At 72.5% G+C, this 24,383-nt stretch carries 23 protein-coding genes and 1 pseudogene; 13 read left to right on the top strand and 11 right to left on the bottom strand.

The genetic code is table 11. The features are described 5' to 3' along the window. Positions 1-64: 64 nt before the first annotated feature. Positions 65-1,834 carry an alkaline phosphatase family protein gene (locus ACZ44S_RS17835; protein ID WP_466929929.1) on the bottom strand — a complete coding sequence of 590 codons (1,770 nt, stop codon included), beginning with the start codon at positions 1,832-1,834 and terminating at the stop codon, positions 65-67. A gap of 231 nt (positions 1,835-2,065) precedes the next feature. On the opposite strand from ACZ44S_RS17835, the gene ACZ44S_RS17830 reads away from it, so the two are divergent. The 4 genes from ACZ44S_RS17830 to ACZ44S_RS17815 all read left to right on the top strand — a co-directional run bounded on the left by ACZ44S_RS17830 (position 2,066) and on the right by ACZ44S_RS17815 (position 4,567). Further along, positions 2,066-2,308: a DUF397 domain-containing protein gene (locus tag ACZ44S_RS17830; protein ID WP_004991796.1), complete on the top strand. Its 243-nt coding sequence runs from the start codon at positions 2,066-2,068 to the stop codon at positions 2,306-2,308. A 147-nt stretch (positions 2,309-2,455) separates the two neighbouring features. Further along, positions 2,456-3,355: a universal stress protein gene (locus ACZ44S_RS17825; RefSeq protein WP_466929926.1), complete on the top strand. Its 900-nt coding sequence runs from the start codon at positions 2,456-2,458 to the stop codon at positions 3,353-3,355. 53 nt (positions 3,356-3,408) lie between these two features. After that, positions 3,409-4,011, top strand: coding sequence for a CGNR zinc finger domain-containing protein (locus ACZ44S_RS17820; protein WP_466929924.1), 603 nt, complete (start codon positions 3,409-3,411; stop codon positions 4,009-4,011). A 58-nt stretch (positions 4,012-4,069) separates the two neighbouring features. After that, positions 4,070-4,567 (top strand): hypothetical protein, encoded by a 498-nt coding sequence (locus ACZ44S_RS17815; RefSeq protein ID WP_466929921.1) that lies wholly within the window; start codon positions 4,070-4,072, stop codon positions 4,565-4,567. 55 nt (positions 4,568-4,622) lie between these two features. On the opposite strand, the gene ACZ44S_RS17810 is transcribed toward ACZ44S_RS17815, so the two are convergent. Next, positions 4,623-6,548 carry an N-acetylmuramoyl-L-alanine amidase gene (locus ACZ44S_RS17810; protein ID WP_466929918.1) on the bottom strand — a complete coding sequence of 642 codons (1,926 nt, stop codon included), beginning with the start codon at positions 6,546-6,548 and terminating at the stop codon, positions 4,623-4,625. Between the two features lie 240 nt (positions 6,549-6,788). Continuing rightward, on the bottom strand, positions 6,789-7,922 hold the full coding sequence (locus ACZ44S_RS17805; RefSeq protein WP_466929916.1) for an aminoglycoside phosphotransferase family protein: 1,134 nt from the start codon (positions 7,920-7,922) through the stop codon (positions 6,789-6,791). Between the two features lie 234 nt (positions 7,923-8,156). Here ACZ44S_RS17805 and ACZ44S_RS17800 point away from each other — a divergent pair, with 234 nt between their 5' ends. After that, on the top strand, positions 8,157-9,647 hold the full coding sequence (locus ACZ44S_RS17800) for a DNA-binding protein NsdB (RefSeq protein ID WP_466929913.1): 1,491 nt from the start codon (positions 8,157-8,159) through the stop codon (positions 9,645-9,647). A 21-nt stretch (positions 9,648-9,668) separates the two neighbouring features. On the opposite strand, the gene ACZ44S_RS17795 is transcribed toward ACZ44S_RS17800, so the two are convergent. Together ACZ44S_RS17795 and ACZ44S_RS17790 are read right to left on the bottom strand one after the other, a co-directional pair. Continuing rightward, positions 9,669-11,090, bottom strand: a complete 1,422-nt coding sequence (locus ACZ44S_RS17795; RefSeq protein ID WP_466929910.1) for a PP2C family protein-serine/threonine phosphatase — start codon at positions 11,088-11,090, stop codon at positions 9,669-9,671. Between the two features lie 298 nt (positions 11,091-11,388). Next, complete coding sequence (locus tag ACZ44S_RS17790) at positions 11,389-12,483, bottom strand: baeRF3 domain-containing protein (protein ID WP_466929907.1); 1,095 nt, start codon at positions 12,481-12,483, stop codon at positions 11,389-11,391. A gap of 110 nt (positions 12,484-12,593) precedes the next feature. Between ACZ44S_RS17790 and ACZ44S_RS17785 the strand changes: the two genes are divergently transcribed. Then, on the top strand, positions 12,594-12,998 hold the full coding sequence (locus ACZ44S_RS17785; RefSeq protein ID WP_466929904.1) for a hypothetical protein: 405 nt from the start codon (positions 12,594-12,596) through the stop codon (positions 12,996-12,998). Between the two features lie 4 nt (positions 12,999-13,002). On the opposite strand, the gene ACZ44S_RS17780 is transcribed toward ACZ44S_RS17785, so the two are convergent. Next, on the bottom strand, positions 13,003-14,604 hold the full coding sequence (locus tag ACZ44S_RS17780) for an alpha/beta hydrolase (protein WP_466929902.1): 1,602 nt from the start codon (positions 14,602-14,604) through the stop codon (positions 13,003-13,005). Positions 14,605-14,902: 298 nt separating this feature from the next. On the opposite strand from ACZ44S_RS17780, the gene ACZ44S_RS17775 reads away from it, so the two are divergent. Next, positions 14,903-15,529: a chaplin gene (locus ACZ44S_RS17775; RefSeq protein WP_466929900.1), complete on the top strand. Its 627-nt coding sequence runs from the start codon at positions 14,903-14,905 to the stop codon at positions 15,527-15,529. Positions 15,530-15,597: 68 nt separating this feature from the next. Here the strand turns inward: ACZ44S_RS17775 and ACZ44S_RS17770 are convergent, their stop codons facing one another. Continuing rightward, positions 15,598-16,083, bottom strand: coding sequence for a nucleoside deaminase (locus ACZ44S_RS17770; protein WP_466929899.1), 486 nt, complete (start codon positions 16,081-16,083; stop codon positions 15,598-15,600). A 122-nt stretch (positions 16,084-16,205) separates the two neighbouring features. On the opposite strand from ACZ44S_RS17770, the pseudogene ACZ44S_RS17765 reads away from it, so the two are divergent. Continuing rightward, positions 16,206-16,594 (top strand): annotated as a pseudogene (locus ACZ44S_RS17765) (hypothetical protein). Positions 16,595-16,761: 167 nt separating this feature from the next. Then, positions 16,762-17,721 carry an NAD-dependent epimerase/dehydratase family protein gene (locus tag ACZ44S_RS17760; RefSeq protein ID WP_466929896.1) on the top strand — a complete coding sequence of 320 codons (960 nt, stop codon included), beginning with the start codon at positions 16,762-16,764 and terminating at the stop codon, positions 17,719-17,721. Positions 17,722-17,740: 19 nt separating this feature from the next. Here ACZ44S_RS17760 and ACZ44S_RS17755 read toward each other — a convergent pair whose 3' ends face one another. Together ACZ44S_RS17755 and ACZ44S_RS17750 are read right to left on the bottom strand one after the other, a co-directional pair. Then, complete coding sequence (locus tag ACZ44S_RS17755) at positions 17,741-18,004, bottom strand: GlsB/YeaQ/YmgE family stress response membrane protein (RefSeq protein ID WP_466929893.1); 264 nt, start codon at positions 18,002-18,004, stop codon at positions 17,741-17,743. Between the two features lie 129 nt (positions 18,005-18,133). Further along, positions 18,134-18,574 (bottom strand): SPW repeat protein, encoded by a 441-nt coding sequence (locus ACZ44S_RS17750; protein ID WP_466929891.1) that lies wholly within the window; start codon positions 18,572-18,574, stop codon positions 18,134-18,136. A 305-nt stretch (positions 18,575-18,879) separates the two neighbouring features. Here ACZ44S_RS17750 and ACZ44S_RS17745 point away from each other — a divergent pair, with 305 nt between their 5' ends. The 4 genes from ACZ44S_RS17745 (at position 18,880) to ACZ44S_RS17730 (ending at position 22,879) form a co-directional block, all read left to right on the top strand. Beyond that, positions 18,880-19,770: a glycoside hydrolase family 19 protein gene (locus tag ACZ44S_RS17745; protein ID WP_466929888.1), complete on the top strand. Its 891-nt coding sequence runs from the start codon at positions 18,880-18,882 to the stop codon at positions 19,768-19,770. Positions 19,771-19,860: 90 nt separating this feature from the next. After that, positions 19,861-21,240, top strand: a complete 1,380-nt coding sequence (locus tag ACZ44S_RS17740) for a phospholipase (RefSeq protein WP_466929885.1) — start codon at positions 19,861-19,863, stop codon at positions 21,238-21,240. A gap of 105 nt (positions 21,241-21,345) precedes the next feature. Then, positions 21,346-21,738 carry a VOC family protein gene (locus ACZ44S_RS17735; RefSeq protein ID WP_466929882.1) on the top strand — a complete coding sequence of 131 codons (393 nt, stop codon included), beginning with the start codon at positions 21,346-21,348 and terminating at the stop codon, positions 21,736-21,738. Between the two features lie 43 nt (positions 21,739-21,781). Next, positions 21,782-22,879 (top strand): adenosine deaminase, encoded by a 1,098-nt coding sequence (locus ACZ44S_RS17730; RefSeq protein WP_466929880.1) that lies wholly within the window; start codon positions 21,782-21,784, stop codon positions 22,877-22,879. On the opposite strand, the gene ACZ44S_RS17725 is transcribed toward ACZ44S_RS17730, so the two are convergent. Further along, positions 22,843-23,358, bottom strand: coding sequence for a mycothiol transferase (locus tag ACZ44S_RS17725; protein WP_466929878.1), 516 nt, complete (start codon positions 23,356-23,358; stop codon positions 22,843-22,845). The two genes, ACZ44S_RS17730 and ACZ44S_RS17725, sit on opposite strands and share 37 nt — an antisense overlap. Before the next feature lie 27 nt (positions 23,359-23,385). Beyond that, positions 23,386-24,270 (bottom strand): LysR family transcriptional regulator, encoded by an 885-nt coding sequence (locus tag ACZ44S_RS17720; protein ID WP_466929876.1) that lies wholly within the window; start codon positions 24,268-24,270, stop codon positions 23,386-23,388. Positions 24,271-24,383: the final 113 nt, after the last annotated feature.

Genomic DNA, 24,383 nt, shown 5'->3' with positions numbered 1-24,383 from the left:
GCGGGGTCTGGGGCGCGGAGCCCCAGGTCGGGCAGGGAAGGGGCGGCGGGGGCGACAACCTCCCTCAGGAACGCCCGGGCCCGTACGCCGTCATGAAGCGGTCGCGGAACTTGTCCATGCCCCAGCGCGGAGCGTCCTGCGCGGGCTTCAGCCCGTCGGTCCAGCCCCAGTCGTCCACCCGCTCCAGCACCTTCGGATCCTTGGCGACGATGGTGACCGGCACGTCCTTGTCGGTGCTCCCGTCGAGGACGGTCGGCACCGGCTGATGGTCACCGAGGAAGACCAGCACCGTGTCCTCGTCGCCGTACCGCTCGACCCACTCGGTCAGGCTGCGCAACGAGTACTCGATGGCCCGCCGGTACTCGGTGCGCACCTTGTCGGGGTCCTTCCAGACCTCCTTCGGGTCCGTGCCCTCCTTCTTGATCCCGTGGAACACCGAACCGTCACCGAGATCGTCCCAGTCGACCATGCGGGCGATCGGCGACCAGGGGTTGTGGCTGGAGGCCAGAATGATCTCCGCCATGATCGGCTCGCGGTCCTTCCTGCCGTGCTCCAGCCGTTCGAAGGCCTCCAGCGAGAACTGGTCCGGCACCGGGGTCCAGCTGAAGTAGGGGCCGTGGTAGCCGAGATGCTCGGAGTCGTAGATGTGGTCCAGGCCGAAGAACTTGCCCTCCGGCCAGGCCCGGCGCACCCCGGGCACGATCCCGACGGTGCGCCAGTCACCCGTCTTGCGGAAGTACTTGGTCAGGGTCATGCGGTCACTCGTGGTCAGACTGCGGTAGCGCTGCTGGTTCTTGATCCACAGGCCGGACAGGAAGGTCGAGTGGGCGAGCCAGCTGCCGGCGCCCGTCACCGGGGACGTCAGCCAGCCGCTGCGGGAGGCGAAACCGGCGTCCTCGAGCCTCCGGGTGCCGTCCTTCAGCGCCGTGTCGATCGGCCCCGCCATCGCCGGGTCGTCGATCGCCACCCGGCCGTAGCTCTCGATGAACGTGAACAGCACGTCCTTGCCGCGCAAGCCGGTGAGCAGCCGGTCGGGCGGTGTCTTCGCGAAGGCGTCGACGGCGGCCTGCTTCTCGAAGACCCGCGCGTCACGCAGTCCGGCCCGCACCTGTTCCACCCGGTTCCCCACGATGTCCGCGTCGACCTTGGCCGCGACCGGCAGACCGGAGTGCTGCACGCCCAGCGTGACGCACGTCATCCACGCCACGCCCAGGATCAGCGTCGTACGGGTGGCGGCCGGACGGTGGCGGACCATCAGACCGGTCAGCCGGACCGTCGCCAGCGTCATGAGCGCCAGCACCGCCAGGAACAGCACGATCACACCGATCACGGCGAGCACCTGCCCGCTCCGCCCGAACGACTCCCGGACGAACTCGGTCGCGTCGTCGAGCAGGATCCAGTCGAGCACCAGATCGAAGGGGCGGGCCAGCACCTGGTAGAAGCCCATGTCGACGAACTTCAGAACGGTGATCAGACCCAGCAGCACCCCCGCCACCACCGCCGTGATCCGCCGCGGCCGGGGCGGGAGCGCCAGCAGCAGCGCCGCGAGCAGGATCCCCTCGGAGGGCAGCCGCAGGAACGCGAACAGGTCCACGCGTTCCGTCCGGTTCGGCAGGAGCAGCGCGATCAGCACCAGCGCCCCGGCGAGCACGGTGGTCCCGACGGTCACCCCGCGTGCCGTACGGGGCCAGCGACGGCGCCAGCCGAACCAGCCCGGCGGCGTGACGGCCGGTACGCTCCCGGCGGTCTCCTCCGGCGCCGCCGGACCGCCGTCCCGTTCCGCTCCGCCCTCGGTGGTGTCCGGCAGCCGGCGGGGGCGAGTGAAGAGCGACACCCGGAGGGTCCTTCCGTGCGGTACTGCGATGGCATGGCGAACAGGACCCGTTGAGCGGGCCTGCCCCCACCAGTACGGACGCCGGCCGCGCCGGGTTCAACCCGCGCCCTGCCTCTTTCACCCGCCCGCCGGGGCCACCCCGGACCCACCGGTACTTCTCCCGCGGCCTGTCGGGCACCGGACCCGGTCGCTAGGCTGACCGCGGACGACGAAACCGGGAGGAGCACGGACGTGGCCGAGAGCACCACCCAGCAGCGCCCCCTCATGGGCTGGGACAAGCCGGACCTGGACCTCAGCAACGCACAGTGGCAGTCCAGCAGCCGAGGCCTGGGCGATGTCCAGATCGCCTTCGTGGAGGGATTCATCGCCATGCGCAACAGTGGCCGCCCGGAGAGCCCTTCCCTGATCTTCACCCCCGCCGAGTGGGGCGCGTTCGTGTCGGGAGCGCGGGAGGGCGAGTTCGACCTGACATGAGCGGTGCGGCCGTCCCGGCACGGACCGCCGCCGGGGAGTGTTCCCCGCGATTTTCCGGACACGCGAGCTGAAGAGCGGTTGCCGGGCCACGCCTGAGTCAGGCTGGCCCGGGGAAGGCGAACAGCGTACTCCGGAAGGCGAGGAACCATGAGCACCCAGCCGGTCGTCGCGGCGGTCGACGGTTCTCAGGACAGCCTGCGTGCCCTCGAGTGGGCCCTCGACGCCGCCCGCCGGCGCGAGGCCCCGCTGCGGATCGTGCACGTACGGCAGCACACCCCCTGGACCCGCTCCCAGGTCCTGGCCGCAGGGCCGCCCGGTCCCGACGAGGACCCGGTCCTCGACCAGGTCCGCGGCCACATGGAACTGCACTCCGCGCTCCCGGACGTCGAGTACGTCACGCTGGAGGGCGCGCCCGGCGTGCTGCTGCCGGAGATGGGGGCGACGGCGCGGCTGCTGGTGCTGGGCTCCCGGGGACGCGGAGGGTTCGCCAGTCTGCTGCTCGGTTCCAATTCGCTGGCGGCGGCACGCGACGCCGAGTGTCCCGTCGTGGTCGTGCCCCGCGCCGGGGACGACGCCGACGCGCCGTCCGTGGCCGGCCGGCCCGTGGTCGTCGGCCTGAACGCCGACAGCCCCGACGAGGCCACGCTCGCCTTCGCCTTCGCCGAGGCCGCTCTGCGCGGCACGCGGCTGCGGATCGTCTCCGCGTATCCCTGGCCGCTGCAGACCTGGATGCTGCCGGGGGAGATGCCGCCGCCGGACATCGACCAGGACGCCGTCGAGCACGAGACCCGCGTCCTCACCGAGGGTTTCCTGGCCGCGCACCGGGAGAGGCATCCGCACGTCACCGCCGAGACCGACGTGCTCCCGGGCGATGCGGCCGGTCATCTGGTCGAGGCGTCGCAGGACGCGGAGTTGGTCGTCGTGGGGCGGCATCGCCGTCGGCTGCTGGCGCCCGCGCGCATGATGGGCTCGGTCACCCAGGCGGTACTGCTCCACGCGGCGAGCCCGGTCGCCGTGGTGCCGCCCGCTCCTCCGGAGGAGCCGTAGCCGCGGACGCGCACCCCCGGCTCGTGGCCGAGGCTGCCCCTATCATCGACCGCATGCGGGACTCGACCACCAGGGACACCCGGCTCGCGCTGGACCTCGTCCTCACCGTCCGCCACGACGGCGACGGCGGAGTCACCGACGACCTGACCGATCCCGTCGCCCTCACCGACTGGGTGCACGCACACCACGACACACTCCCCGGCGCGGAGCGCCACCTCGCCGACGCCGCCTGCCTCACCGCCGTCCGCGACCTGCGCACCGCCCTGCGCGCCCTCTTCGCCCACGCCGTCCGCCCCGCACCGCCGAGCCCGGCGGACGCGACCCGCCCGCTGTCCGTCCCCGAGGCACTGCGCCGGCTGAACGAGGCCGCCGCCCGCACCCCCACCGTCCCGGTCCTGACCTGGGACGAGGACGACGACCCCGTGGTACGGCGGAGGCCCGTGCCGGCCGGCGCGGACGACCTGACCGCCGTCCTCGCACGGGCCGCCATCGGCTTCCTCGCCGGCCCCGACCGGGAGCGGCTGCGCGCCTGCCACGCCCCACGTTGTGTGCGCTACTTCCTGAAGGAACACCCCCGCCAGGAGTGGTGCAAGCCGTCCTGCGGCAACCGTGCCCGGGTGGCCCGCCACCACGAGCGGCAGCGGCGGTCCGGGTAGCCCCGGGTGGGCGTCGCCCGCGCGCCCGTACGCCGGTCCGGACACGTACCATGGCCGCATGTCGTTCCTCCGCCGCCGCAGTGCCACCCCCGCCGGGCCCGACTTCGACGTACTGGCCATGGACCCGGGCGACTGGCCCGGCAACCTGGGTGCCGGGCTGCTGCCCGCCCCCGACGGCAGCTGCCAGGGTGTGTTCCTGCGGTACGACCTGTTCGGCGGCCGCGGACCGGCGATGATCATCGGCAATCTGCCCGAGGGCTCCCCGGCCCGGGACGTCCCCGAGGGCGAGATCCCCTTCGAGGTCGGACAACTGCTGCTGGCGCTGGAGAACGACGAGGAGGTGACCGTCGTCGGCACCGAGGACGTGCCGGTGATGCAGGGCGACAACCTGCTGATCGTGCGGCGCGTCAAGCTGTCCGAGGGCCGGATCTCCTGTGTGCAGTTCGACCGCAGTGACAACGTCCTGGTGACCATCGCCGCCTGGGACCGCCCGATCACCGACGACCTGTACGCCCTCCTCAAGCCGCTGCCCGCGGAACTGTTCCAGCAGGGCTGACACTTCGGGGCCGGGTCCCGCGGGACCCGGCCCCTTCGTCACGTCCCCGGCGCCGCTACGACGACGTCACCGTCACGTCCGCCGCCCGCACGAAGCCGACCCGGTGCCCGAACTGGATCTCGTAGTACATGTCCTTCCCCCGCACCACCCGGTGCGAGGCCTCGTCGAAGGTCACCGCGAAGTAGTACTCGCCCGGGACCTTGCCCCCGGTCACATACTTCTGTCCCTTCAGCACGGTGTACGGCAGCGGCGACACCGCCTGCGCCGGCACGCCCTCCGGGTAGGCCTCCTTCTCCGGGTACGCCCTCCCGTAGACCGGCACCGAGTCGAGACCCTTCCTCGGGGTCACGACCTTGCCCTGCGCGGGCACGGCGGCGGGGTGCTTCTTCGGGTTCTTGAACCAGGCCTTCCGACCGAGGTACCAGATGGCGGTCCAGTCGCCCCAGCGGTCGGCGACCGCGTAACTCTGACCCGTGGAGACCCGCGAGGACAGGTCGTTCACCCCGGTGGTCGGCGCCGAACCTAGGCCGATGTCCCGGATCAGCGGGGAGTTCTCGTCGTGGTCGGAGTACAGCCGCACGGCGCTGGACCCGTGCGTCGCACAGGGCTCGCCCGGGCTCTCGCAGCCGGTGAAGACCGGCCGGTTGGCCGCGTAGTCGGGCCGGATCGTCACCACGCCGGAGTGCGGGCCGGCCGTCGCCTTCAGCGGGCGGCCGAGCAGTTCGAAGTAGTGCCGCCAGTCCCAGTAGGGACCCGGGTCGGTGTGCATGCCGGGAATGGTCGCCGTGGTCGTTCCGGGCACGGTGTCATGGCCGAGGATGTGCTGCCGGTCCAGCGGGATGTCGTACTTCCCGGCGAGGTACTTCACCAGCCGGGCCGAGGACCGGTACATCGCCTCGGTGTACCAGGCGTCGGGCTCCGCCAGGAAACCCTCGTGCTCCAGGCCGATCGAGCCCGCGTTGACGTACCAGTTGCCGGCGTGCCAGGCCACGTCCTTCGCCTTCACATGCTGGGCGACATGGCCGTCCGTGGAGCGCAGACTGTACTGCCACGACACATAGGTGGGGTCCTGCACCATGTCGAGGACGCCCTCCCAGGCGCCCTCCGTGTCATGGACGACGATGTAGCGGATGTCCTGCGAGGCGGGCCGGTCGCCCAGGTCGTGGTTGCCGTAGTCGCCGTCCCCGAACTCCTCGTACGGTGCCGGGATCCACTCGCAGGACACCGTCCTCGGGCACTCCGTCCCGGCGGCGGAGGCGGTGCGCAGCCCGGCGCGGCGCAGCGCGGAGGTGTCCGGCGCCAGGCCGGGACGGGCGGTCAGGGCGACCTGCTGTCCGGCGTCGGTGACCCGCCGCTCACCGGCGCGGATCACCTCGTACACCTCGTTGGCGTACGCCGCAGCAGACGCCGTGTCGTCGGCGCCGGAGAAGAGCGCCACCGCCGCGTACCAGTCCGCGGGGTCCTCGCTCTTCGGTTCGCCCAGTCGGCGCTGCGCCTCGGCCAGCAGCGCTGCGCCGCCCGCCACGTTCGCGGCCGGGTCCTCGCGCAGCCGCTCGGGACTGAGCCCGGTCAGCCGGGCCGCCTTCGGCAGGGTCGTGAGGCGGTCCGGCAGCCCGTCGGTGCGCGGCGCCCGCGCCTCGGGGCGCAGCGGCCGGCGGGCGTCGTCGCCGCGGGGGTCCTCCGTGCCCTCGCCGTGGTGGTCGGACGCGGCGAGCGCGGCACGCGCGTCCGTGAGGTGCATCGGCCCGTAGCCGCCGGTCACGCTCGCGGCACCGCCGTGCGCGTCCCAGCGGGACTGCAGATAGGAGACGCCGAGCAGCACGCTCTGCGGCACGTCGTACGTGGCGGACGCGGCGGCGAAGGCCTGTTGCAGCCGCGCGGTGGACGGCTGGGCCACAGTGGGCGCGGCGCCCAGCAGGGGCAGCGTCAGGGCGGCCGCTGCGAGGGTGCACAGGGCGCCGCGGGCGGGGGGTCGTGGCAAGGCAGCCTCCTGGGACGGGCGGGACGTGACGGGCCGAGCGGTGCGTGTCAGTGGTACCGATCGGCTGACAATCCGTCAATCATGCCCAGGAAGGCTGCGATTCTTTCGTCAATCGGGGTGCGGGGCTGTTTCGTGGCGGGTCCGGGTTTCCCTTTCCACCCGTGCCGCCGTGTGGGGCACCTCCCAGGCCCTCGAGGCGCTGGGGGCACGACTGCCCTCAGTTGCGGGCAGTCGCGCACGTCAACGCGTCCCCACCGCCGCCCGTACCGCCCTGCGGGCCAACTGGCAGTCGTCGTGCAGCCGCCGCAGCAGCAGCCGCTGCTCCTCACCTGACGGCGCCGCCCCCGGATGCCCCGCCGGCACCGGTACCGCCTCGTGCATCGAGCGCTGCACGGCCGTCTCACAGGTGCGGATCTCCCGGGTCAGCACCAGCATCAGATTGACCAGGAACGCGTCCCGCGAGGCGGGACCCGCCGACTGGGCGATCTGGCTGATCTGGCGGCGGGCCACCGGCGCGTCCCCGAGGACCGACCACAGCGTCGCCAGGTCGTAGCCCGGCAGGTACCAGCCCGCGTGCTCCCAGTCCACCAGCACCGGACCGGCCGGTGAGATCAGGATGTTGGAGAGCAGCGCGTCGCCGTGGCAGAACTGGCCCATGCCCTGGCGCCCGGTCGCCAGCGCGATGCCGTGCAGCAGCTTCTGCAGATCGCCGAGGTCGCGGTCGGTGAGCAGCCCCAGCTCGTGGTACCGGGAGATACGGGCCGCGTAGTCCAGGGGCGCGTCGAACGTCCCGGCCGGCGGCCGCCAGGAGTTCAGCCGGCAGATCGCGCCGAGCGCCGCCCTGATGTCCGCCCGCGGCGGTGCCTCGGCCGGGTGCCGCTGCAGCGCCGCCACCCGGCCCGGCAACCGCTCGATCACCAGTGTGCAGTTGTCCGGATCCGCTGCGATCAGCCGGGGCGCCCGTACGGGAGGGCGGTGCCGGACGAACGAGCGGTAGGCCGCTATTTCGTGGCGGATCCGCTCGCTCCAGGCGGGGGAGTGGTCCAGTAAGCACTTGGCGACCGCGGTGTTCCGGCCTGTGGTGCCGACCAGGAGGACGGACCGGCCGGTGCGGCGGAGCACCTGGACGGGGGCGAACTCCGGGCAGATGCGGTGCACCGAGGCGATCGCCGTGCGCAACTGGGCGCCCTGCGGGCCGGACAGGTCGAGCCTTCCGCTGAGCGGCTGGGTGCCCGGTCCCGCGGTGCGCCGTGCGCCGCCCGCGCCGAGCACGGGGGCCGCCGGCCGCGCGGGGGAGAGGTAGGGGCCGCTGTCCGACGGACGCGGACGCAGCGGCCGGGGCGGGGCGGACACGGAGGACGATGCTGCGTACATGGGTGATACAGATCCCTTCGTGTGCCTGCGACGTCATCGCACCACCCGGCCCGGCCGCCCGGCGCACCCTGGGGGAATGTCCCTGCGGCGACGGGGTCGTGGTGGCGCGTTCCTACTCGACACCCGACGGCCCCTGGCACACCATCTGGCGCACCCTGGCGAACCCTGGCGAATAGTCGCCCGGCAACCCGCACCGGGCTACTGTCAACTCAGCCGAGAACCTGGGGGCTTGACGTGAGCGGACAACCCAACACCCGGCTCTCGGACCTGTTCGGCCTGGCCGGCTGGTCCAAGGGCGAACTCGCGAGGCTGGTCAACCGGCAGGCGGCGGCCATGGGCCACCCCCAGCTGGCGACCGACACCTCCCGGGTGCGGCGGTGGATCGACATGGGAGAGATCCCGCGCGATCCCGTGCCGCGGGTGCTGGCGGCTCTGTTCACCGAGCGTCTCGGCCGTGTCGTGACCATCGAGGATCTCGGTCTGGTCCGGCACGGGCGTACGGGGAAACGGCCACGCCCCGGGAGTGCGGAACATCCCGACGGAGTGCCGTGGGCGCCCGAGCGGACAGCCGAGGTCCTCACCGAATTCACGGGAATGGACCTCATGCTCAACCGACGCGGCTTGGTGGGCGCGGGTGCCGCGCTCACCGCGGGATCCGCACTCAGCAGCGCCATGCACGACTGGCTGCACACCGATCCGGCCCTGACCGCCGACGCTCCCCGACTCGACCAGCCCCTGCGCGCCGAACCCGCCGGGTTCGACCGCTACGAGGCCGCCCCCATCGGGTCGCAGGAGATCGAGGAACTGGAGCGCTCCGTGGAGGTGTTCCGTGCCTGGGACGCCGCCCGGGGCGGCGGTCTCCAGCGCAAGGCGGTGGTCGGCCAGCTCAACGAGGTGGGCGGCATGCTCGCCTACCACCACCCACCCCATCTCCAGCGGCGCCTGTGGGGCGTCGCCGCCAACCTCGCCGTCCTCGCCGGCTGGATGTCGCACGACGTCGGGATGGAACCCACCGCCCAGAAGTACTTCGTCATCGCCGCCCACGCGGCCCGGGAGGGCGGCGACCGGCCGCGCGCCGGCGAGGCGCTGTCCCGGGCGGCCCGCCAGATGGTGCACCTCGGACGGCCCGACGAGGCGATGGACCTGATGAAGCTCGCCCAGTCCGGCTCGGGCGAGGAGGTCCTGCCGCGCACCCGCGCCATGTTCCACACCATCGAGGCGTGGGCGCAGGCGTCCATGGGCAAGGGGCAGGCGATGCGCCGCACCCTGGGCCGTGCCGAGGACCTGTTCGTCTCCGACAAGGGGGACGTGCCGCCGCCGAACTGGATGCAGTTGTTCAACGAGGCGGACCTGTACGGCATGCAGGCCCTGGCGTACCGGACGCTCGCGGAGTTCGAGCCGGACGCGGCCGCGCACGCCCAGCACTACGCGGACAAGGCGCTGGCCCTGCGGGTGGACGCACAGCAGCGGTCGAAGATCTTCGACTTCCTGTCCATGGCCTCCGCGTGCTTCATCGCGGACGATCCCGAGCAGGCGGACCGGTTCGCCCGCCTCGCCCTGGTGTCGATGGGGCAGAACTCCTCGCGCCGCACCTGGGACCGGCTGCGTCAGATGTACCGGCTCACGGCCGAGTACGCGTCGTACCCGAGGATCCGGGAGCTCAGGGAGGAGATCGAACTGGCGCTGCCCCGGCCCAGGGGCAAGGGCGGCAGCGCCCAGGCGTGAGGCCCGGTTCCGCGGGAGCCGTCAGGAGGCGACCCGGGCCACCAGCACGCAGGCGTGGTCCTCCCGCTCGCCCTCGCCGAACTCCCGTACCACCGCCCGGACACAGTCGTGCGCGGTGCGGGCTTTGGCGAAACCGGGGGCGAGGCCGAGGAGCCGGTGGACCGCGGTGGCTCCGGCGTGCCCGGGCACCAGTCCGTCGGTGTGCAGCAGCACCAGATCGCCGGCCTCGAGGGTCTCCTCGGCCTGTCCGTAGGAGGAACCGGAGGCGGCGCCGAGCAGCACACCCGGCGGCGCGTCCAGCGCCCGTCCCGCCCCGCCGCGGAACAGCAGCGGGGCGGGGTGTCCGGCCTGCGCCCACACCAGTGAGCGGGTCGTGGGCCGGTAGCGCAGGCAGACGGCGCTGCCCAGGGCCGGCTGCGCGGTGGCGTCCAGCAACCGGTTCAGACAGGCGAGCAGCGGGCCGGGTTCGGTGCCGGTCATGGCCATGCCGCGGACGGCGCCGAGCAGCATCGCCATGCCGGACGCCGCCCCGACCCCGCGGCCGGCGAGGTCGCCGGCGCTCAGCAGCGTGGTGCCGTCGGACAGCTCCAGGGCGTCGTACCAGTCGCCGCCGACCGGTGCGTGCGCCGACGACGGCAGATGGGCCGCGGCGATGTCCAGGGCGCGGGGCCCGTCGTGCGGGAGCCGCAGGGAGCCGCGCCACGGTGGCAGCACGGCTTCCTGCAGCTCGACCGCGAGCCGGTGCTCGGTCCGCGCGGCGGCATGCCGCTGGTGGTGCAGCGAGTCACGGGTCTCGCTCACCGTCCGCCGGCAGCGGCGCAGTTCGCTGACGTCGCGCAGCACCGCCCACATCGAGACGGTGCTGCCGTCGGCACCGAGGACCGGTTCGCCCATCATGTGCACGGTGCGTACGCCGTCGTCCGGGCGCAGCACGCGGAACTCCCCGTCGATGGGCCGGGCATCGACCAGACAGCCGGTGACCATCGCGGTCAGTCCGGGCCGGTCCTCGTCCAGCACCAGCGACGGCAGTTCGTCGAGGGTGAGCGGTGGAGTCGCCGGATCGCGGCCCAGGATCCGGTACAGCTCGGCGGACCAGCTCACCTCGTCGGTGAGCAGGTTCCACTCCGCGCTGCCGACCCGGTCGAGCAGGGCGTGCCGCGGTACGGGCCGGCCGGCGGCGTCCGCGCCGGACGGGCCGGGCGTGGACAGCGGGTCGTCCCGCAGCTCCGCCAGATGCCGGTCCAGGTCGTCGAGGTGATGCAGCGCCAGGTCGTACAACGCGCGCCGCCAGCGTTCCCGCGGGTCCGTTCCGTCGTCCGGGGTGTCACGGCGTACCGCGTCGACGTCGCCCTTGAGCCGCCGGGTCTGCGAGATGAGCGCGTCGACCGGGCCGCGTCCTGGCGGCTGGGCGGCTGGACGGTCCGCGGAGAGGTGGGACGGCATGACGCACTCCGATGCGGGGACGGTACGGCCTTCAGGCGGACGGAGAGACCGCTACGACTGTCGCACAGCCCGCGACGGCCTGTAAGGGATTCGGCAACACACGATAAGGCGGTGCCCATGGCATATGCCACCGTCTTCACGGGGTTACCCGGGGATATACGCCAGAGGTGCGATCGACGCGTCAACTCCCATGATACGCAAGTGATATGACGCCCCGTCGGCAGGCGAGGCGCCACTCAGTCAGGTGTTCGACGGTCGGGTGTTTGTTCGCGGGACATGCCGAGGGCAGGCCGTGCGCTCAGTAGCGCAGCACCGCCGCCATCCCGTCCGCGTCGGCGAGCGTGCCGTCCGGAACGAAGCGGACCTCGGCGCCGGTCTCCAGGCACTGCTCGACGATCTCGTCCACGATGTCCTCGCGGGCGTCCAGGTCACCGTCGTCGGCGATGATCAGATGATCACCGGCGTCCCGCACCGTGATCCGGTAGTTCTCCTCGACGGCCAGCAGCCGGACCCGGCCCTCCCGGGCGCTCTGCCACAGTTCGTCCACGCCGGCCGCGAACTCCTTGCGCCCCCGGGCCGATTCCAGGGACCGGGCCACGTCCTGCGTGCCCTTGCGCGCCTCGTCCTCGAGCACCGGCCGCACCGCCTGCCACACCGCCTCGTGCGTGCCGTGCGCCAGCCCGCCGTGCGGGATGTGCACGGCGTCCCCGGTCACGGTTCCGGTCTCGCACAGCAGGGACAGGGCGGCGGGCTCACCGGTGACGTACAGCGGTCGCGGGTGATGGCGCAGCAGCGCGGTCATCGCCGTGTCGGCCTCGCGCAGGAACCGCCGGGTGTCCTCGTCCCGGAAGTTGCTCGGCTGGTCGCCGACCCTCTCCTGCCGCTCCGGGTCGAAGTTCCGCTCCTCACGGGTCAGCGGGAAGCGTCCGGCACGTTCCTCGACGACCCGGTCCACCCCGCCGCTCCACAGGGTGACCCGGTCGGCTGCCACGGACAGCACCCAGAACGGCCGCTCCGCCGTGTGGGCGGAGACGAGGTTGCGGGTCAGGAAGGTGTCCGAGACGACGACACGCTCGGGCACGCTGCGGGCGAGGGACCACACCTGGTGCTCGCCCGGGGCGGCGAAGATGGCCAGACCGTCCTCGGTGTGCGTCAGATCGACCTCCGAAAGGGCCTGATCGAGCTGCCGGGAAACGTCGGCGCGCCGGTCCCGGGTGACCGCGGGATCGGCCTCCAGACGCCTCTTGGCCTCGGCCACCATGGTGCGCAGCCGGACCGCGTCCGGGTTGTTGAAGGGCTGGCCCCGGTGCGTCGGCGTCAGCACGGACACCGCGGGGTAGGGGCGCGGGCGACGAAGCTCGGCAAGGGCCGCGGGACTCAGATCGTGCTCCATGACAGCACCATAGGGCGGATTCCGCGGTACGGCATTTGGGGCAAAGGCCCCGGCGTGCGAGTGGGGCCGGGCCGGTCGCGGGTGCACGCTGGTGGGGGAGGTGACCCCCGATGGCGCACCTGGACGTGGAAGGGGCGGCGGACGCGCGGACCCTCGTCGTCCGCCTGTCGTGGTGGGAGGCGCTCCTGGCGCGCAGACACACGGTGCGCGTGCCCCTGTCCGAGGTGCGGGCGACGGGCGTGGAACCCGACTGGTGGCGCGCGATGCGCGGCGCGCCCGTCACCGGACGCTGCCGGCCGGGCCGGTTCTGCGTGGGGGAGCGCGAGCATCCGCTCGGACGGGACTTCGTGGCCGTGCGCGCGGGAGTGCCGACGGTGCTCGTGGACCTGTGGCACCCGGTGCCCTACGTCCGGCTGGCCGTCTCCGTGCCCGACGCGGGGCAGGCGGCGAGAAGGCTGCGCCGTTCCCGGGGCGGGGACGGGGGCGCGGAGTACGGGTTCGTGGCGTCCGGGTAGCCGGTCAGAGGCGGTCGTCGTCCTCGGGGCCGCAGGAACTGCCGTTCGGCGGCAGGGAGCCGTACAGCAGGAAGTCGTCGACCTTGCGGTGGACGCACTCGGACGAGCCGTAGCCGGTGTGGCCCTCGTTCCGGTTGTCCAGCACCACGGCCGCGGAGCCGATCCGCTCGGCCGTCTGCACCGTCCAGCGGTACGGCGTGGCCGGGTCGCCCCGGGTGCCGACCAGCAGCATCTTCGGTGTGTCGAGGTCCCTGACCTTCTCCCGGATGTAGTCGGTGCCCTTGGGCCGGCCGTAGCAGAGCACCACCTGGGCGAGCCGGTAGGGGCCGAAGACGGGCGAGGCATCCTCGTACGCGGACCGCAGCCGGTCCAGGTCCCGGGTCAGCCGCTCGGCGTCCGGACGGTCAGGGTCGTCCGCGCAGTTCACCGCCATCAGCGCGGCCGGCAGGTTGTCCGGCGGTACGTCCTCGGGGTCGGCCACGGGGTCGTCGGCCCGCCGCGGCGCGGCCGGTGCCGCCCCGCCGGTCGCCAGTTCCTCCACCCCGCTGGTGTCCCCGTCCTCGATCAGCTGGGCGAGCGCGTGTTGCAGCAGCGGCCACATCTCCTTGCTGTAGAGGCCTTGTGCGATGGCGCCGGCCAGGTCCTGACCGGTGAACTCGTAACCGAAGTCGGTCGGCACCGGGTTCTCGTCGAGCGAGTGGACCAGCTCCACGACCTGCTTGCGGGCGTCGCGGGCGTCCTGCCCGAACGGGCAGGCGAGTTCCTTGGTGCACCACGTCAGGAAGTTCTCCAGCGCGGTCTGCTGCCCCCGCGTGCTCGCCAGCCCCTGCTCGGCCAGCGGCTCCGTCAGCGTGTCCACACCGTCCAGCGCCATGCGCCCCACCTTCTCCGGGAACCGGGCCGCGTACACCGCGCCGAGCCGGGTTCCGTAGGAGAACCCCAGGTAGTTGAGCTTCTCGTCACCGAGCGCCTGGCGCATCACATCGAGGTCCCGGGCGACGTCCACCGTTCCCATGTGCTCCAGGACGGGGCCCGAGTGCTCGGTGCACTCGGCGGCCACCTCGCGCAACTGCCGCAGCACCTCGCGCGGATCGGCCAGCTCCTCCCCGTCGGTCGCCTCCAGCGCCCGGCTGGTGGCGTCGGTACCGCAGCTGACCGGTGACGAGAGGCCGACACCGCGCGGGTCGAAGGAGACCACGTCGTAGTCGTCCGTCAGGCCCAGGAAGTCCTTGCGGCCTTGGGCGAGTCCCAGTACCCCGGAACCGCCCGGGCCGCCGAAGTTCAGCACCACCGAGCCCCGGGGGTCGTCGGTGGCCCGGTAGCGGGCGAGGGCCAGTTCGAGCGTGCCCTCCTCGGGCCGCGTGTAGTCGAGGGGCACGGTGACCGTCCCGCACTGCATGTCCTTCGGCAGCTCCAAACCCTCGCAGGCCGACCATGTGATCTTCTGGTCGTAGAACCGGTCGAGGTCCGGCTCGGTGCGGCCGGTGGCCGCGAGTCCGGTGCCCAGCACGGCCAGCCCGACCGCCCCGGCGGCCGCGCAGCGCCGGACCGAAGGGCGCACCGCGCAGCTCCGGCTCCAGGGTCGCTTGGACAGCTTGGCCAGCATCGATGCCTCCAGGGACGCCCCGACCGGCGCCCTCGCCCACCATAGGCGGGCCCCGGTGCACCCGCCCGTCGGCCGAACGGCGGACCGCGGGCGGGCCGGGCCGTGAGTACGTCCGCCGTGAGTTCGACGGCCTTTGCCCGCGGTTCGAGCGACGGTACCCCCGATGGGGTGAACCGGCTGCGGCATACGGATGAGCCATAACCCGGATGCCGCAGCCGCGTTCTCTCCGGTGCGGGCGAGCGCTCGTGACCAAGTCTGGAAGGGCAGGGAACCTATGAGACGGGTTACCCGAAACGGTGTGATCGCCGTCGCCGCCGCGTCGGGCGCGATGGCCATGGCGATGCCGGCGCACGCCGACGCCGGGGCGGACGGCGTCGCGGCCGGTTCACCCGGAGCGGTGTCCGGAAACACCGTCCAGCTCCCGGTGCACCTCCCGGTGAACGTGTGCGGGAACACGGTGAACGTGGTGGGCCTGCTCAACCCCGCCGCGGGCAACACCTGTGTCAACGAGGACGCGGGCGAGGAGCACGGCGCCGCGGACTCCGCAGCCGGCGCGGCCGCCGCGAGCGGAACGCAGAACTCCCCGGGCGTGGTGTCCGGCAACGGGGTGCAGCTGCCGGTGGACCTCCCGGTCAACGTCAGCGGGAACAGCGTGAACGTGGTCGGCGCCGGCAACGCGTCGACGGACAACACGTCCACGAGCACCTCCGGCGAACGCCCCGACCGCCCGGCGGAACCGGCGCCCGAGCCGTCCACGCCGCCGCGAACCCTCCCCGATCCGGCGCCGCACGCGGCCCCGCGGGACGACGCCGCCCTCGCCGAGACGGGCGCCGACCGGACGCTGCCGGTCCTGGCGACCGGCGCCGCGCTCTTCCTCGGCGGTGTGGCCCTGTACCGCCGCGCACGACCGCGGACGGACGGCTGACGTCCCCGAGGAAATGATCAGGCCCGCGTGGTCCCGCCACCCGCACCAGCGTGGCGGGAGCACGCGGGTCAGCCGCCTCCGCGGTGGAAACGCCGGTGCAGCTCCCTGACCTCCTCGGCGAGTCGGGGGACGGGTCCGGCCACGGCGACGCCCGGGGCGATCTCCGCGACGGGCAGCGTCCGCACGGGCGGGGCGGGCACCCCCAGCTCCGACAGCCAGGACGCCAGCTGCTCGGAGGAGGCGACGTACACGATCCGTCCGAGGCCCACCCAGGCGTGGGCGGCGGCGCACATCGGGCAGTGCTCCCCGGACGTGTACACCGTGGCCGCCGCCCGTTCGGCGGGCGACATGTGCGCCGCCGACCAGCGTGCCAGCTCGAACTCGGGATGGCGGGTGCGGTCTCCGGAGGCCACCCGGTTGCGGTCCTCGGCGAGCACCGTGCCGTCGCCGTCCACCAGGACCGAACCGAACGGCTCGTCGCCGGACTCCAGGGCCTCGGCCGCCAGCTCCACACAGCGCCGCAGGTACGGCAGTTCGTCATCCTTCACGACCATGGTCCGGCCTCCTCGTGACGGCGTGATCGACAGCAACCCTCATCCCGTTGCCTCCCGCATCGGCCCACGGTCGACTCGTGCGCAGGGACCACGCCACCGTACTCGCCCTGTTCCACCGTGACATGCGCGAGGGGGCGCGGCCCGACGGCCCCGGCGCCCGCGTCGAGACGTGGGCGCGGTGGTGCGCCGGACGGCACCCGCGCACGGCTGGAACGGCGTCGTCCGGTCCGCTCCGGACACCGTCGTCGCGGTCCTTGCCCTGGCAGGCGGGGAGCCGGTGAGCGCGGCCCGCGTGGAACTGGTGCCGGGCGCCCGGTTCGCCGGGCTGTGGTGCGGCGGCACCGTACGGGACTGGCGCGGACGCGGCATCTACCGGGCCCGGGTGGCCGCGGACCGCGGCCACCGCCACCTCCAGGTCGACGCCTCCGACCGGAGCCGTCCGATCCTCGAACGCCTCGGCTTCGCCGCCCTCACCACGACCACTCCGTACGTGTACGCGCCCACGAGGTAGGGCGCGGCAGCCCCTTTCCGGCCGAGACGGCCTGCTTCCGCGCGCCGCAGCGCGCCTCTGCCGCGGCTTCGCCCCGCTCTTGCTAATGGTATTCCCTCGAGTTAGAGTATCTAACAGTTGCGATGGTTGATAAGCGACCGGTCGCGTCCCCTGCCGAGGAGGCCGTCATGCCCCCCATCCCGTCCGACTCCCGCTCCCTGCACGTCGTGCTCGGATCCGGTCCCGCCGGGACCTCCGTGGCCCGTGAACTCGTCCGCCGCGGGCATCCCGTCCGCCTCGTCGACCGCAGGGGAGAGGGGCCCGGTCTCGAGGGCGTCCGCCGGTTCGCCGCCGATGTCGGCACCACCGAGGGGGCGCGGGCGGCCGTCGACGGCGCGGCCGTCGTGTATCACTGCGTCAACGTCGCCTATCACCTGCAGGTCGAGGTGATGCCCGGGATACAGGAGGCGGTGCTCTCGGCCGTCGAGGCCACCGGCGCCCGGCTGGTCGTCCTCGACACCCTCTACCCGTACGGCGAGACCGGCGGGGCGGTGATGACCGAGGACACCCCGTGGCGGGCGACGACCCGCAAGGGACGGATGCGGGCCGCTCTGGACGAGCGCTATCTCGCCGCACACCGTGAGGGCCGCGCCCGGGTGGTCCTCGGCCGCTCGGCCGACTTCGTCGGTCCGGGCGTGCTCAACTCCACCCTGGGCGGCGCCGTGTTCCCGGGTGCGCTCACGGGCGGCGAGGTGCTGGGCATCGGCGACATCGATCTGCCGCACAGCTACACCGACATCAGGGACGTGGCCGCCGGCCTGGTCACGCTCGGCGAGCGTCCCGGGGGTGACGGCCGGGCCTGGCACCTGCCCACCGCACCCGCCGTCAGCACCCGCGAGATCCACACCATGATCGAGAAGCGGACCGGCCGTCCGCTGAACGTGGTGATCCTCGAGGAGGCGCGCGCCTTCGGGCCGTTCGACGAGGTGTTCATGGCGGAGTACGCCGAGATGTTCTACCAGAACGTCGAGCCGCAGATCGTGGACTCCTCGGCGTTCGAGCGGGCCTTCGGTGTGGCGCCGACACCGCTCGAGGCCACCGTGGACGCCACGGTGACCTGGTACGAGCAGTGGCTGGCCACGCTCTGACGCGAGCCGTCGACGGCCGTCAGCGGCCGGCCTTCGTGCGGTCCAGCGCGGCCACCCCCAGCGCGGCGAGGCCGATCTGGATCAGCCACTCCACCCAGTCGACGCCTTTGGTGTCGGCCACCCCGAAGGCCGCGGCGAGCGCCGAGCCGATCAGTGCGGCGACGATGCCGACGAGGATCGTCCACAGGATGCCGATGCGCTGGCGTCCCGGGATCACGAGCCGGCCCAGAACGCCGATGACAATGCCGATGAGGATGGCACTGATGATGCCGTCGATCTCCATCTCGCCCCTTTTCCTCGTGTTCCCCGCTGCTGTGCGTCTGCCCCCTCGCCGGGGGGACAGTCCGGCCCGGACGTGAAAGGGCCGGCCCGCGGTCGACGCGGGCCGGCGCTCGGCTCCTTTCGTGGCCGTCTACGCCCTGGGCCCGCTCCTGGCCGCGGTGGCGAGACAGACCGTGCCGAGTGCGAGGGTGAGGGCGCCGATGACGATGTTGTTCCAGATCACACCGGCGTCGGGGCCGTCACCGACGATCCACGGAGAGATGATCATCCATATGCCCAGGGCGCACATGGCTCCGCTGAGGCCGTACATACGGGCCGGGGCCGCGGTGAATCCCAGGGCGAGCAGGCCGATCGCGATGCCCACGATCAGGTTGTGGGGCACGAGAGCGGGCTGGCTCGTCGTGTAGTGGAGGATCCACGGGGACACCGCACAGTAGAGGCCGAGCAGGAACACCGGCCCGTCCACGAGTGCCACATCGCGACCGCCGAGCACACGGTCGTACCGTGCCCGCATTTCCGGTGCGTCGGGATGGCTCGAGAGGTCACCGCGCGGGTGCGAGACGTTGGCCATGAGTCGTCTCCTTCGACTAGCTGGACCGCGTCTGGTGCGGTATGCGGTAAGAGCCGCGTAAGTCTTATTTTGCGCTTATCTCGCCTTTATGTGTAGAGCCAGGAGCGGAATCCGGTCAACCGGTCTGTCGTGATGACTGGTCTAAACCCTTGACTGGTACAGACCAAAGCGCTTGAGTGTGCTCCACACCCCCCGCCACGGCCGCCCCCACCGCCGTGACCGGCCCCGCCGGCGCGCGCTCGCGAGGCCCCGCTCAGGCATGTCCTCGCCCGGGAGCGGCCGTGTCCCGCAAAGGAGTTGATCCCTTGTCGAGACGCCGCATCGCCGCCGTGACCGCCGCCCTGGTCCTCGCCGGCAGTGCCCCCGTGCTGCTCCCCGCCGCGACCGCCTCCGCCGCCGCCTGCTCCAGCTATCCCAACTGGGTGGCCGGACGGTCGTACAACGCCGGTGACATCGTGCGTTACACCGACGGCAAGGCGTACATCGCCGAGCACGCCAACCCGGGGTACGACCCGGTCATCAGCACCTGGTACTGGGAGCCCTACGCCTGTGACAACGGCCCCGGGACGCCCGTCGGGAACTTCGTCGTGAGTGAGGCGCAGTTCAACCAGATGTTCCCGGGCCGGAACGCCTTCTACAGCTACCGGGGGCTGACCGCCGCCCTGAGCGCCTACCCGGGCTTCGCCAACACCGGCAGCGACGCGGTCAGGAAGCAGGAGGCCGCCGCCTTCCTCGCCAACGTCCACCACGAGACCGGTGGTCTGGTGCACATCGTGGAGCAGAACACCGCCAACTACCCGCACTACTGCGACTACGGGCAGCCGTTCGGGTGCCCGGCCGGACAGGCCGCCTACTACGGGCGCGGCCCGATCCAGCTGAGCTGGAACTACAACTACAAGGCGGCGGGCGACGCGCTCGGCATCGATCTGCTGAACAACCCCTGGCTGGTGCAGAACGACTCCGCCGTCGCCTGGAAGACCGCCCTGTGGTACTGGAACACCCAACGGGGTCCCGGGTCGATGACCTCGCACAGCGCCATGGTCAACCAGGCCGGGTTCGGCCACACGATCCGCGCCATCAACGGCTGGGTGGAGTGCGACGGCAAGAACCCGGCGCAGGTGCAGAGCAGGGTGACCAAGTACCAGCAGTTCGCCCAGATCCTCGATACGGCACCCGGCGGGAACCTGTACTGCTGACGTCCTCCGTGGTGTCATGCCCCTGACCATCCGCACGGCCGGGCGCGCACCTCGCGCGCCCGGCCGTACCCGGACGAAAGGGCATCCGACATGCGCACCCCCCACGCCCTGTTCGCCGCGACCGCCTCCGCCGCCGCGCTGGCCGCGACGGTCCTGGCGCCGGCGCCCACCGTGTCCGCCGCGGTCGCCGACGCGGTCCCGCCGCCCGGCGCGTACTACGTGCAGAGCGCGGTGACCGGGCTGAACGCCGCCGACAGCGCGGGAGCGGTCGAACAGCACAGACCCCGCGGCAACGAGGACCACCAGCAGTGGAACCTGAGCGCCGACGGCACCCTGGAGAGCGCCGACCGCCCCGGTACCTGCCTCGGACGCGCCGGCGACCTCGCCCGGACCGTCGCCTGCGACGGCCCCGAGGCGCGCTGGGAGATCGCCTCCGCAGGCGCCGACCGGTTCACCCTCACCGTCCCCGGCACGGACCGCCGCCTCAGCGTCGCCCCCAAGCCCTCCGGCGCCAACCACCCCGCCCCGCTCGCCGTCGGCCCCGGCACCGGCGACCTCGCCGGCTGGTACCTCACCCCGGTCGGCCCGGTCACCCGCCCCATGCCGCCCGAGAGCCGGCGCACCCTGGACCAGGTCACCTTCCTCACCGCGCACAACGCCTACGCCAACGGTGTCGACGGCGGCTTCGCCCCGCCCTTCATCGACCTCTTCCCCAACCAGAACCGCGGCATCGAGCGCCAACTCGCCGACGGGGTCCGGGGCTTCATGCTCGACATCCATCAGACACCGGACGGCGCGATCCTCTGCCACAACAGCTGCACCCTCGTCCGCAGGCCGGTCGCCCTGTGGGTCGACCTCCAGCGGATCGTCGACTTCCTGCGCGCCCGCCCCGACCAGTTCGTCACCGTCTTCCTGGAGGACTACGTCGACCCGGGCGTCCTGCGTGCCGAGCTCGCCCGCGTCCAGGGGCTGTCGGACGTGCTGTACCGGCCGGACCGCACCGGCGTCCGCGAGAACGGCTGGCCGACCCTGGCGGAGCTGACCGCCGCGGGCCGGCGGCTGCTGATCCTCTCCGACCACAGCCGCACCGCCGACCAGGCCGTCGGGCTGACCCGGGACACCTTCGGCGTGATGTACCAGCGCGAGTGGACCGTCGAGAACCACTGGTCCATGGGTCCGGGCCTGGGCGCCTCCGACTGGTCCTGCTACAGCCGCTGGTACGACGCGGGCACCAACATTCCGCTGACCCGCACCGAGCCGGGCTTCCGGCCCCTGTTCGTCATGAACCACTTCCGGGACGCGGCGATCGCCGCCACGGCCGGTACGGACAACTCCAAGCTCGCCGACCGCGCCCGCCGGTTCTGCCAGCCGGCCGCCCGCAAGAAGCCCAACTACCTCGCCGTGGACCGCTACGACCTCGGCAACCCCGCGGCCGCCGTCGCCGACCTCAACACCTACACCTATCCGTAGCCGGCCGGTCGGTCCCCTCCCCGGGGCGACCGCCCGGGGAGGGGAGTGGCGCCCACGGCGTTTTACGTATAACCTCTCCGGTCAACCCATACGCGAGAGGTCACGATGAGACGCATTCCCCTGGTCACCCTCGTCGTCGACGACTACGACGAGGCGATCCGGTTCTACACCGAGGCTCTCGGCTTCCGTCTCGCCGAGGACGCTCCCCGGCCGGACGGCGGCCGCTGGGTCGTCGTCGAACCGGACGCCGGGCACACCGGCGCGGGACTGCTGCTGGCCCGCGCCAAGGGGGACGCCCAGCGGGCCAGGGTCGGCGACCAGACCGGCGGGCGTGTGGGTTTCTTCCTGCACACCGACGACTTCGCCCGCGACCACGCGCGCATGGCCGCCGCCGGCGTGACCTTCCTGGAGGAGCCGCGTCACGAGCCCTACGGCTCGGTCGCCGTCTTCCAGGACCTGTACGGCAATCGCTGGGACCTGCTCCAGCCCGCCGCCTGACTTCTCCACCGCTTGTCGCACCGCCCGCCCAAGGAAGGCCCGCATGAACGCTACGCGCGTAGACGCCGAACTGATCCGCCGCCTGCCCAAGGCCGTCCTGCACGACCACCTCGACGGCGGTCTGCGCCCCGCCACCGTCGTGGAGCTCGCGGAGGCGGTCGGCCACCCCCTGCCCACCACCGATCCCGAGGAGCTCGCCGCCTGGTACGTCGAGGCCGCGAACTCCGGGGACCTGGTCCGCTACATAGCCACCTTCGAGCACACCCTCGCCGTGATGCAGACCCGCGAGGGCCTGCTGCGCACCGCCGAGGAGTACGTGCTCGATCTCGCCGCCGACGGCGTCGTCTACGGCGAGGTGCGCTACGCCCCCGAGCTGAACACCCGGGGCGGGCTGACGATGCGCGAGGTCGTGGAGACCGTCCAGGAGGGGCTTGCCGCCGGTATGGCCAAGGCGGCCGCCGCCGGGACGCCGGTCCGGGTCGGCACCCTGCTCTGCGGCATGCGCATGTTCGACCGCGTCCGCGAGGCCGCCGACCTGGCCGTCGCCTTCCGCGACGCCGGAGTCGTCGGCTTCGACATCGCCGGCGCCGAGGACGGCTTCCCGGCCGCGGACCACCTCGCCGCCTTCGAGCACCTGCGACGCGAGAGCGTGCCGTTCACCATCCACGCCGGCGAGGCCCACGGACTGCCCAGCATCCACCAGGCCCTCCAGGTCTGCGGAGCCCAGCGGATCGGGCACGGCGTGCGCATCACCGAGGACATCCCCGACCTCGCGGCGGGCAAGCTCGGCCGGCTGGCCGGCTGGGTCCGCGACCGCCGGATCGCGCTGGAGATGTGCCCCACGTCCAACCTCCAGACCGGGGCGGCGGTCTCGATCGCCGATCACCCGATCACCGCGCTGAAGAACCTCGGCTTCCGCGTCACCCTCAACACCGACAACCGCCTCGTCTCGGGCACCACCATGACCCGGGAGATGTCCCTGCTGGTCGAGCAGGCCGGGTGGACGGTCGAGGATCTGCGCGCGGTCACGGTGAACGCGGTGAAGAGCGCCTTCCTGCCCTTCGACGAGCGGACCGCCCTCCTCCGTGACGTGGTGCTGCCCGGCTACGAAGCGGCGCTCCGGACCAGCCCGCGCACATAGGCCGCCTGTCCGACGTGCTGAAGATCGTCGGACAGGACGCTGACCAGCCGTACCCCCAGCGTCACCGGAGGGTCCCAGCCCTCGTCGACGACCCGCTCAAGATCCTTGGCGGCCAGCGTGCGCAGGGCGCCGAGGGTCTGCTCGTGCACCGCGTCGTGGTAGCCGGTCAGCAGGTCACCGGAGTCGACCCGCACCTTGGCGACCTTCGCCGAGGTGTGGCCGTACCCGGTGTCGTGGCGCGGCAGACCGAGCCCGAGGCGCTTCTCCCAGCCGTCGGAGAGCCACACCTGGTCGAGACCGAAGGCGTCCGCGACATGGTCGTCCTGGATCCGGGTGAGGTGCCAGACCAGCCACGCGACCGAGTTCGCCCCCGGGCCGGGCCGGGCGGCGAGCTCGTCGGGGCCGAGGCCCTCGACGGCGGCGTGGACTTCTTCCCGGATGCGGCCGAAGCCGTCGATGAGGATGTCCTTGGCATGCATGGGTCCACCCTCGCGCATCCGCGCGCCTCACGCGCCCCCGTCGTCCAGCAGGGCCATCAGGGCCCGCGCCGCCGGACTGGTCGCCCGCGGAGCCGGCACCAGGGCGACCGTCTCGTACGCCGCCTCACCCGTGCCCTTCAGCCGCAGCGCGGTGAGCCCCGGGCGCTTGTGCCGGAAGTGCCGCGGGACCACGGCGATGCCCAGGTCCTCGTCGACCAGGTCGAGCAGGCTGTGCACGTCGTTCACCTCCAGCGCCACCGTGCGCCGCACCCCCGCCGCAGCGAAGGCGGCGTCGGTGGCACGGCGCGGGCCCCAGTCGGGGTGGAAGTCGACGAAGACCTCGTCGGCCAGGTCGTGCGGCGTGAGGGGCACCCCGTCCCGCGCCAGACGGTGATCCGGATGGCACAGCACGGTCATCGGCTCGCCGGTCAGCGGCACGCAGCGCAGGTGCTCGGGATCGGCCTCGGTCCGGTAGGCGAAGGCGAGGTCCAGCCGGCCCGCCGCGACCTCCTCGGCCAGCGCGGCCGAGCCCCACTGGCGCAGCCGGATCTCCACGTCCGGGTGGAGCCGGCGGAACGCGGCGAGCAGCTCCGCCACGTTCACCCCCGCGATGCACTGCTCCGTGCCCAGCGCCAGCGTGCCGCGCAGCACACCCTGCACCGCGGCCACCGCCTCGTGCGCCGCCCGCACCTGCGCCAGGATCCGCTCGGCCTCCGCCAGCAGCGCCCGCCCGGCCTCGGTGAGCGTCACCCTGCGCGTCGTCCGTACGAACAGCGGCGTCTGCAGCTCGCGCTCGAGCGCGCGGATCGACGCGGACAGCCCCGACTGGGAGACCATCAGCCGTTCCGCCGCGCGGGTGAAGTGCTGGTCCTCGGCGACGGCCACGAAGTGCTGGAGGTGACGCAGTTCCATGATTGAGAAGCGTATCCGCTGAATTCCATCGGATTCTTCTGTTGGACCACTGCCCGCAGGTCACGACAGAGTGGAGCAGCGGTTCGACGGAACCGCCAAGACGTGTGCCAACC

The organism is Streptomyces malachitofuscus, assembly GCF_055571035.1.
The sequence above is the reverse complement of the archived record's forward strand: the minus strand, read 5'-3'. Positions and strand labels throughout refer to the sequence as shown.

Bases quoted from the DNA above. Each gene is read 5' to 3' on its own strand.
- ACZ44S_RS17825 (WP_466929926.1), top strand. From the start codon at position 2,456: ATGAGCACCCAGCCGGTCGTCGCGGCGGTCGACGGTTCTCAGGACAGC.
- ACZ44S_RS17820 (WP_466929924.1), top strand. From the start codon at position 3,409: ATGCGGGACTCGACCACCAGGGACACCCGGCTCGCGCTGGACCTCGTC.
- ACZ44S_RS17815 (WP_466929921.1), top strand. From the start codon at position 4,070: ATGTCGTTCCTCCGCCGCCGCAGTGCCACCCCCGCCGGGCCCGACTTC.
- ACZ44S_RS17805 (WP_466929916.1), bottom strand. From the start codon at position 7,922: ATGTACGCAGCATCGTCCTCCGTGTCCGCCCCGCCCCGGCCGCTGCGT.
- ACZ44S_RS17795 (WP_466929910.1), bottom strand. From the start codon at position 11,090: ATGCCGTCCCACCTCTCCGCGGACCGTCCAGCCGCCCAGCCGCCAGGA.
- ACZ44S_RS17790 (WP_466929907.1), bottom strand. From the start codon at position 12,483: ATGGAGCACGATCTGAGTCCCGCGGCCCTTGCCGAGCTTCGTCGCCCG.
- ACZ44S_RS17785 (WP_466929904.1), top strand. From the start codon at position 12,594: ATGGCGCACCTGGACGTGGAAGGGGCGGCGGACGCGCGGACCCTCGTC.
- ACZ44S_RS17780 (WP_466929902.1), bottom strand. From the start codon at position 14,604: ATGCTGGCCAAGCTGTCCAAGCGACCCTGGAGCCGGAGCTGCGCGGTG.
- ACZ44S_RS17770 (WP_466929899.1), bottom strand. From the start codon at position 16,083: ATGGTCGTGAAGGATGACGAACTGCCGTACCTGCGGCGCTGTGTGGAG.
- ACZ44S_RS17760 (WP_466929896.1), top strand. From the start codon at position 16,762: ATGCCCCCCATCCCGTCCGACTCCCGCTCCCTGCACGTCGTGCTCGGA.
- ACZ44S_RS17755 (WP_466929893.1), bottom strand. From the start codon at position 18,004: ATGGAGATCGACGGCATCATCAGTGCCATCCTCATCGGCATTGTCATC.
- ACZ44S_RS17750 (WP_466929891.1), bottom strand. From the start codon at position 18,574: ATGGCCAACGTCTCGCACCCGCGCGGTGACCTCTCGAGCCATCCCGAC.
- ACZ44S_RS17740 (WP_466929885.1), top strand. From the start codon at position 19,861: ATGCGCACCCCCCACGCCCTGTTCGCCGCGACCGCCTCCGCCGCCGCG.
- ACZ44S_RS17735 (WP_466929882.1), top strand. From the start codon at position 21,346: ATGAGACGCATTCCCCTGGTCACCCTCGTCGTCGACGACTACGACGAG.
- ACZ44S_RS17730 (WP_466929880.1), top strand. From the start codon at position 21,782: ATGAACGCTACGCGCGTAGACGCCGAACTGATCCGCCGCCTGCCCAAG.
- ACZ44S_RS17725 (WP_466929878.1), bottom strand. From the start codon at position 23,358: ATGCATGCCAAGGACATCCTCATCGACGGCTTCGGCCGCATCCGGGAA.
- ACZ44S_RS17720 (WP_466929876.1), bottom strand. From the start codon at position 24,270: ATGGAACTGCGTCACCTCCAGCACTTCGTGGCCGTCGCCGAGGACCAG.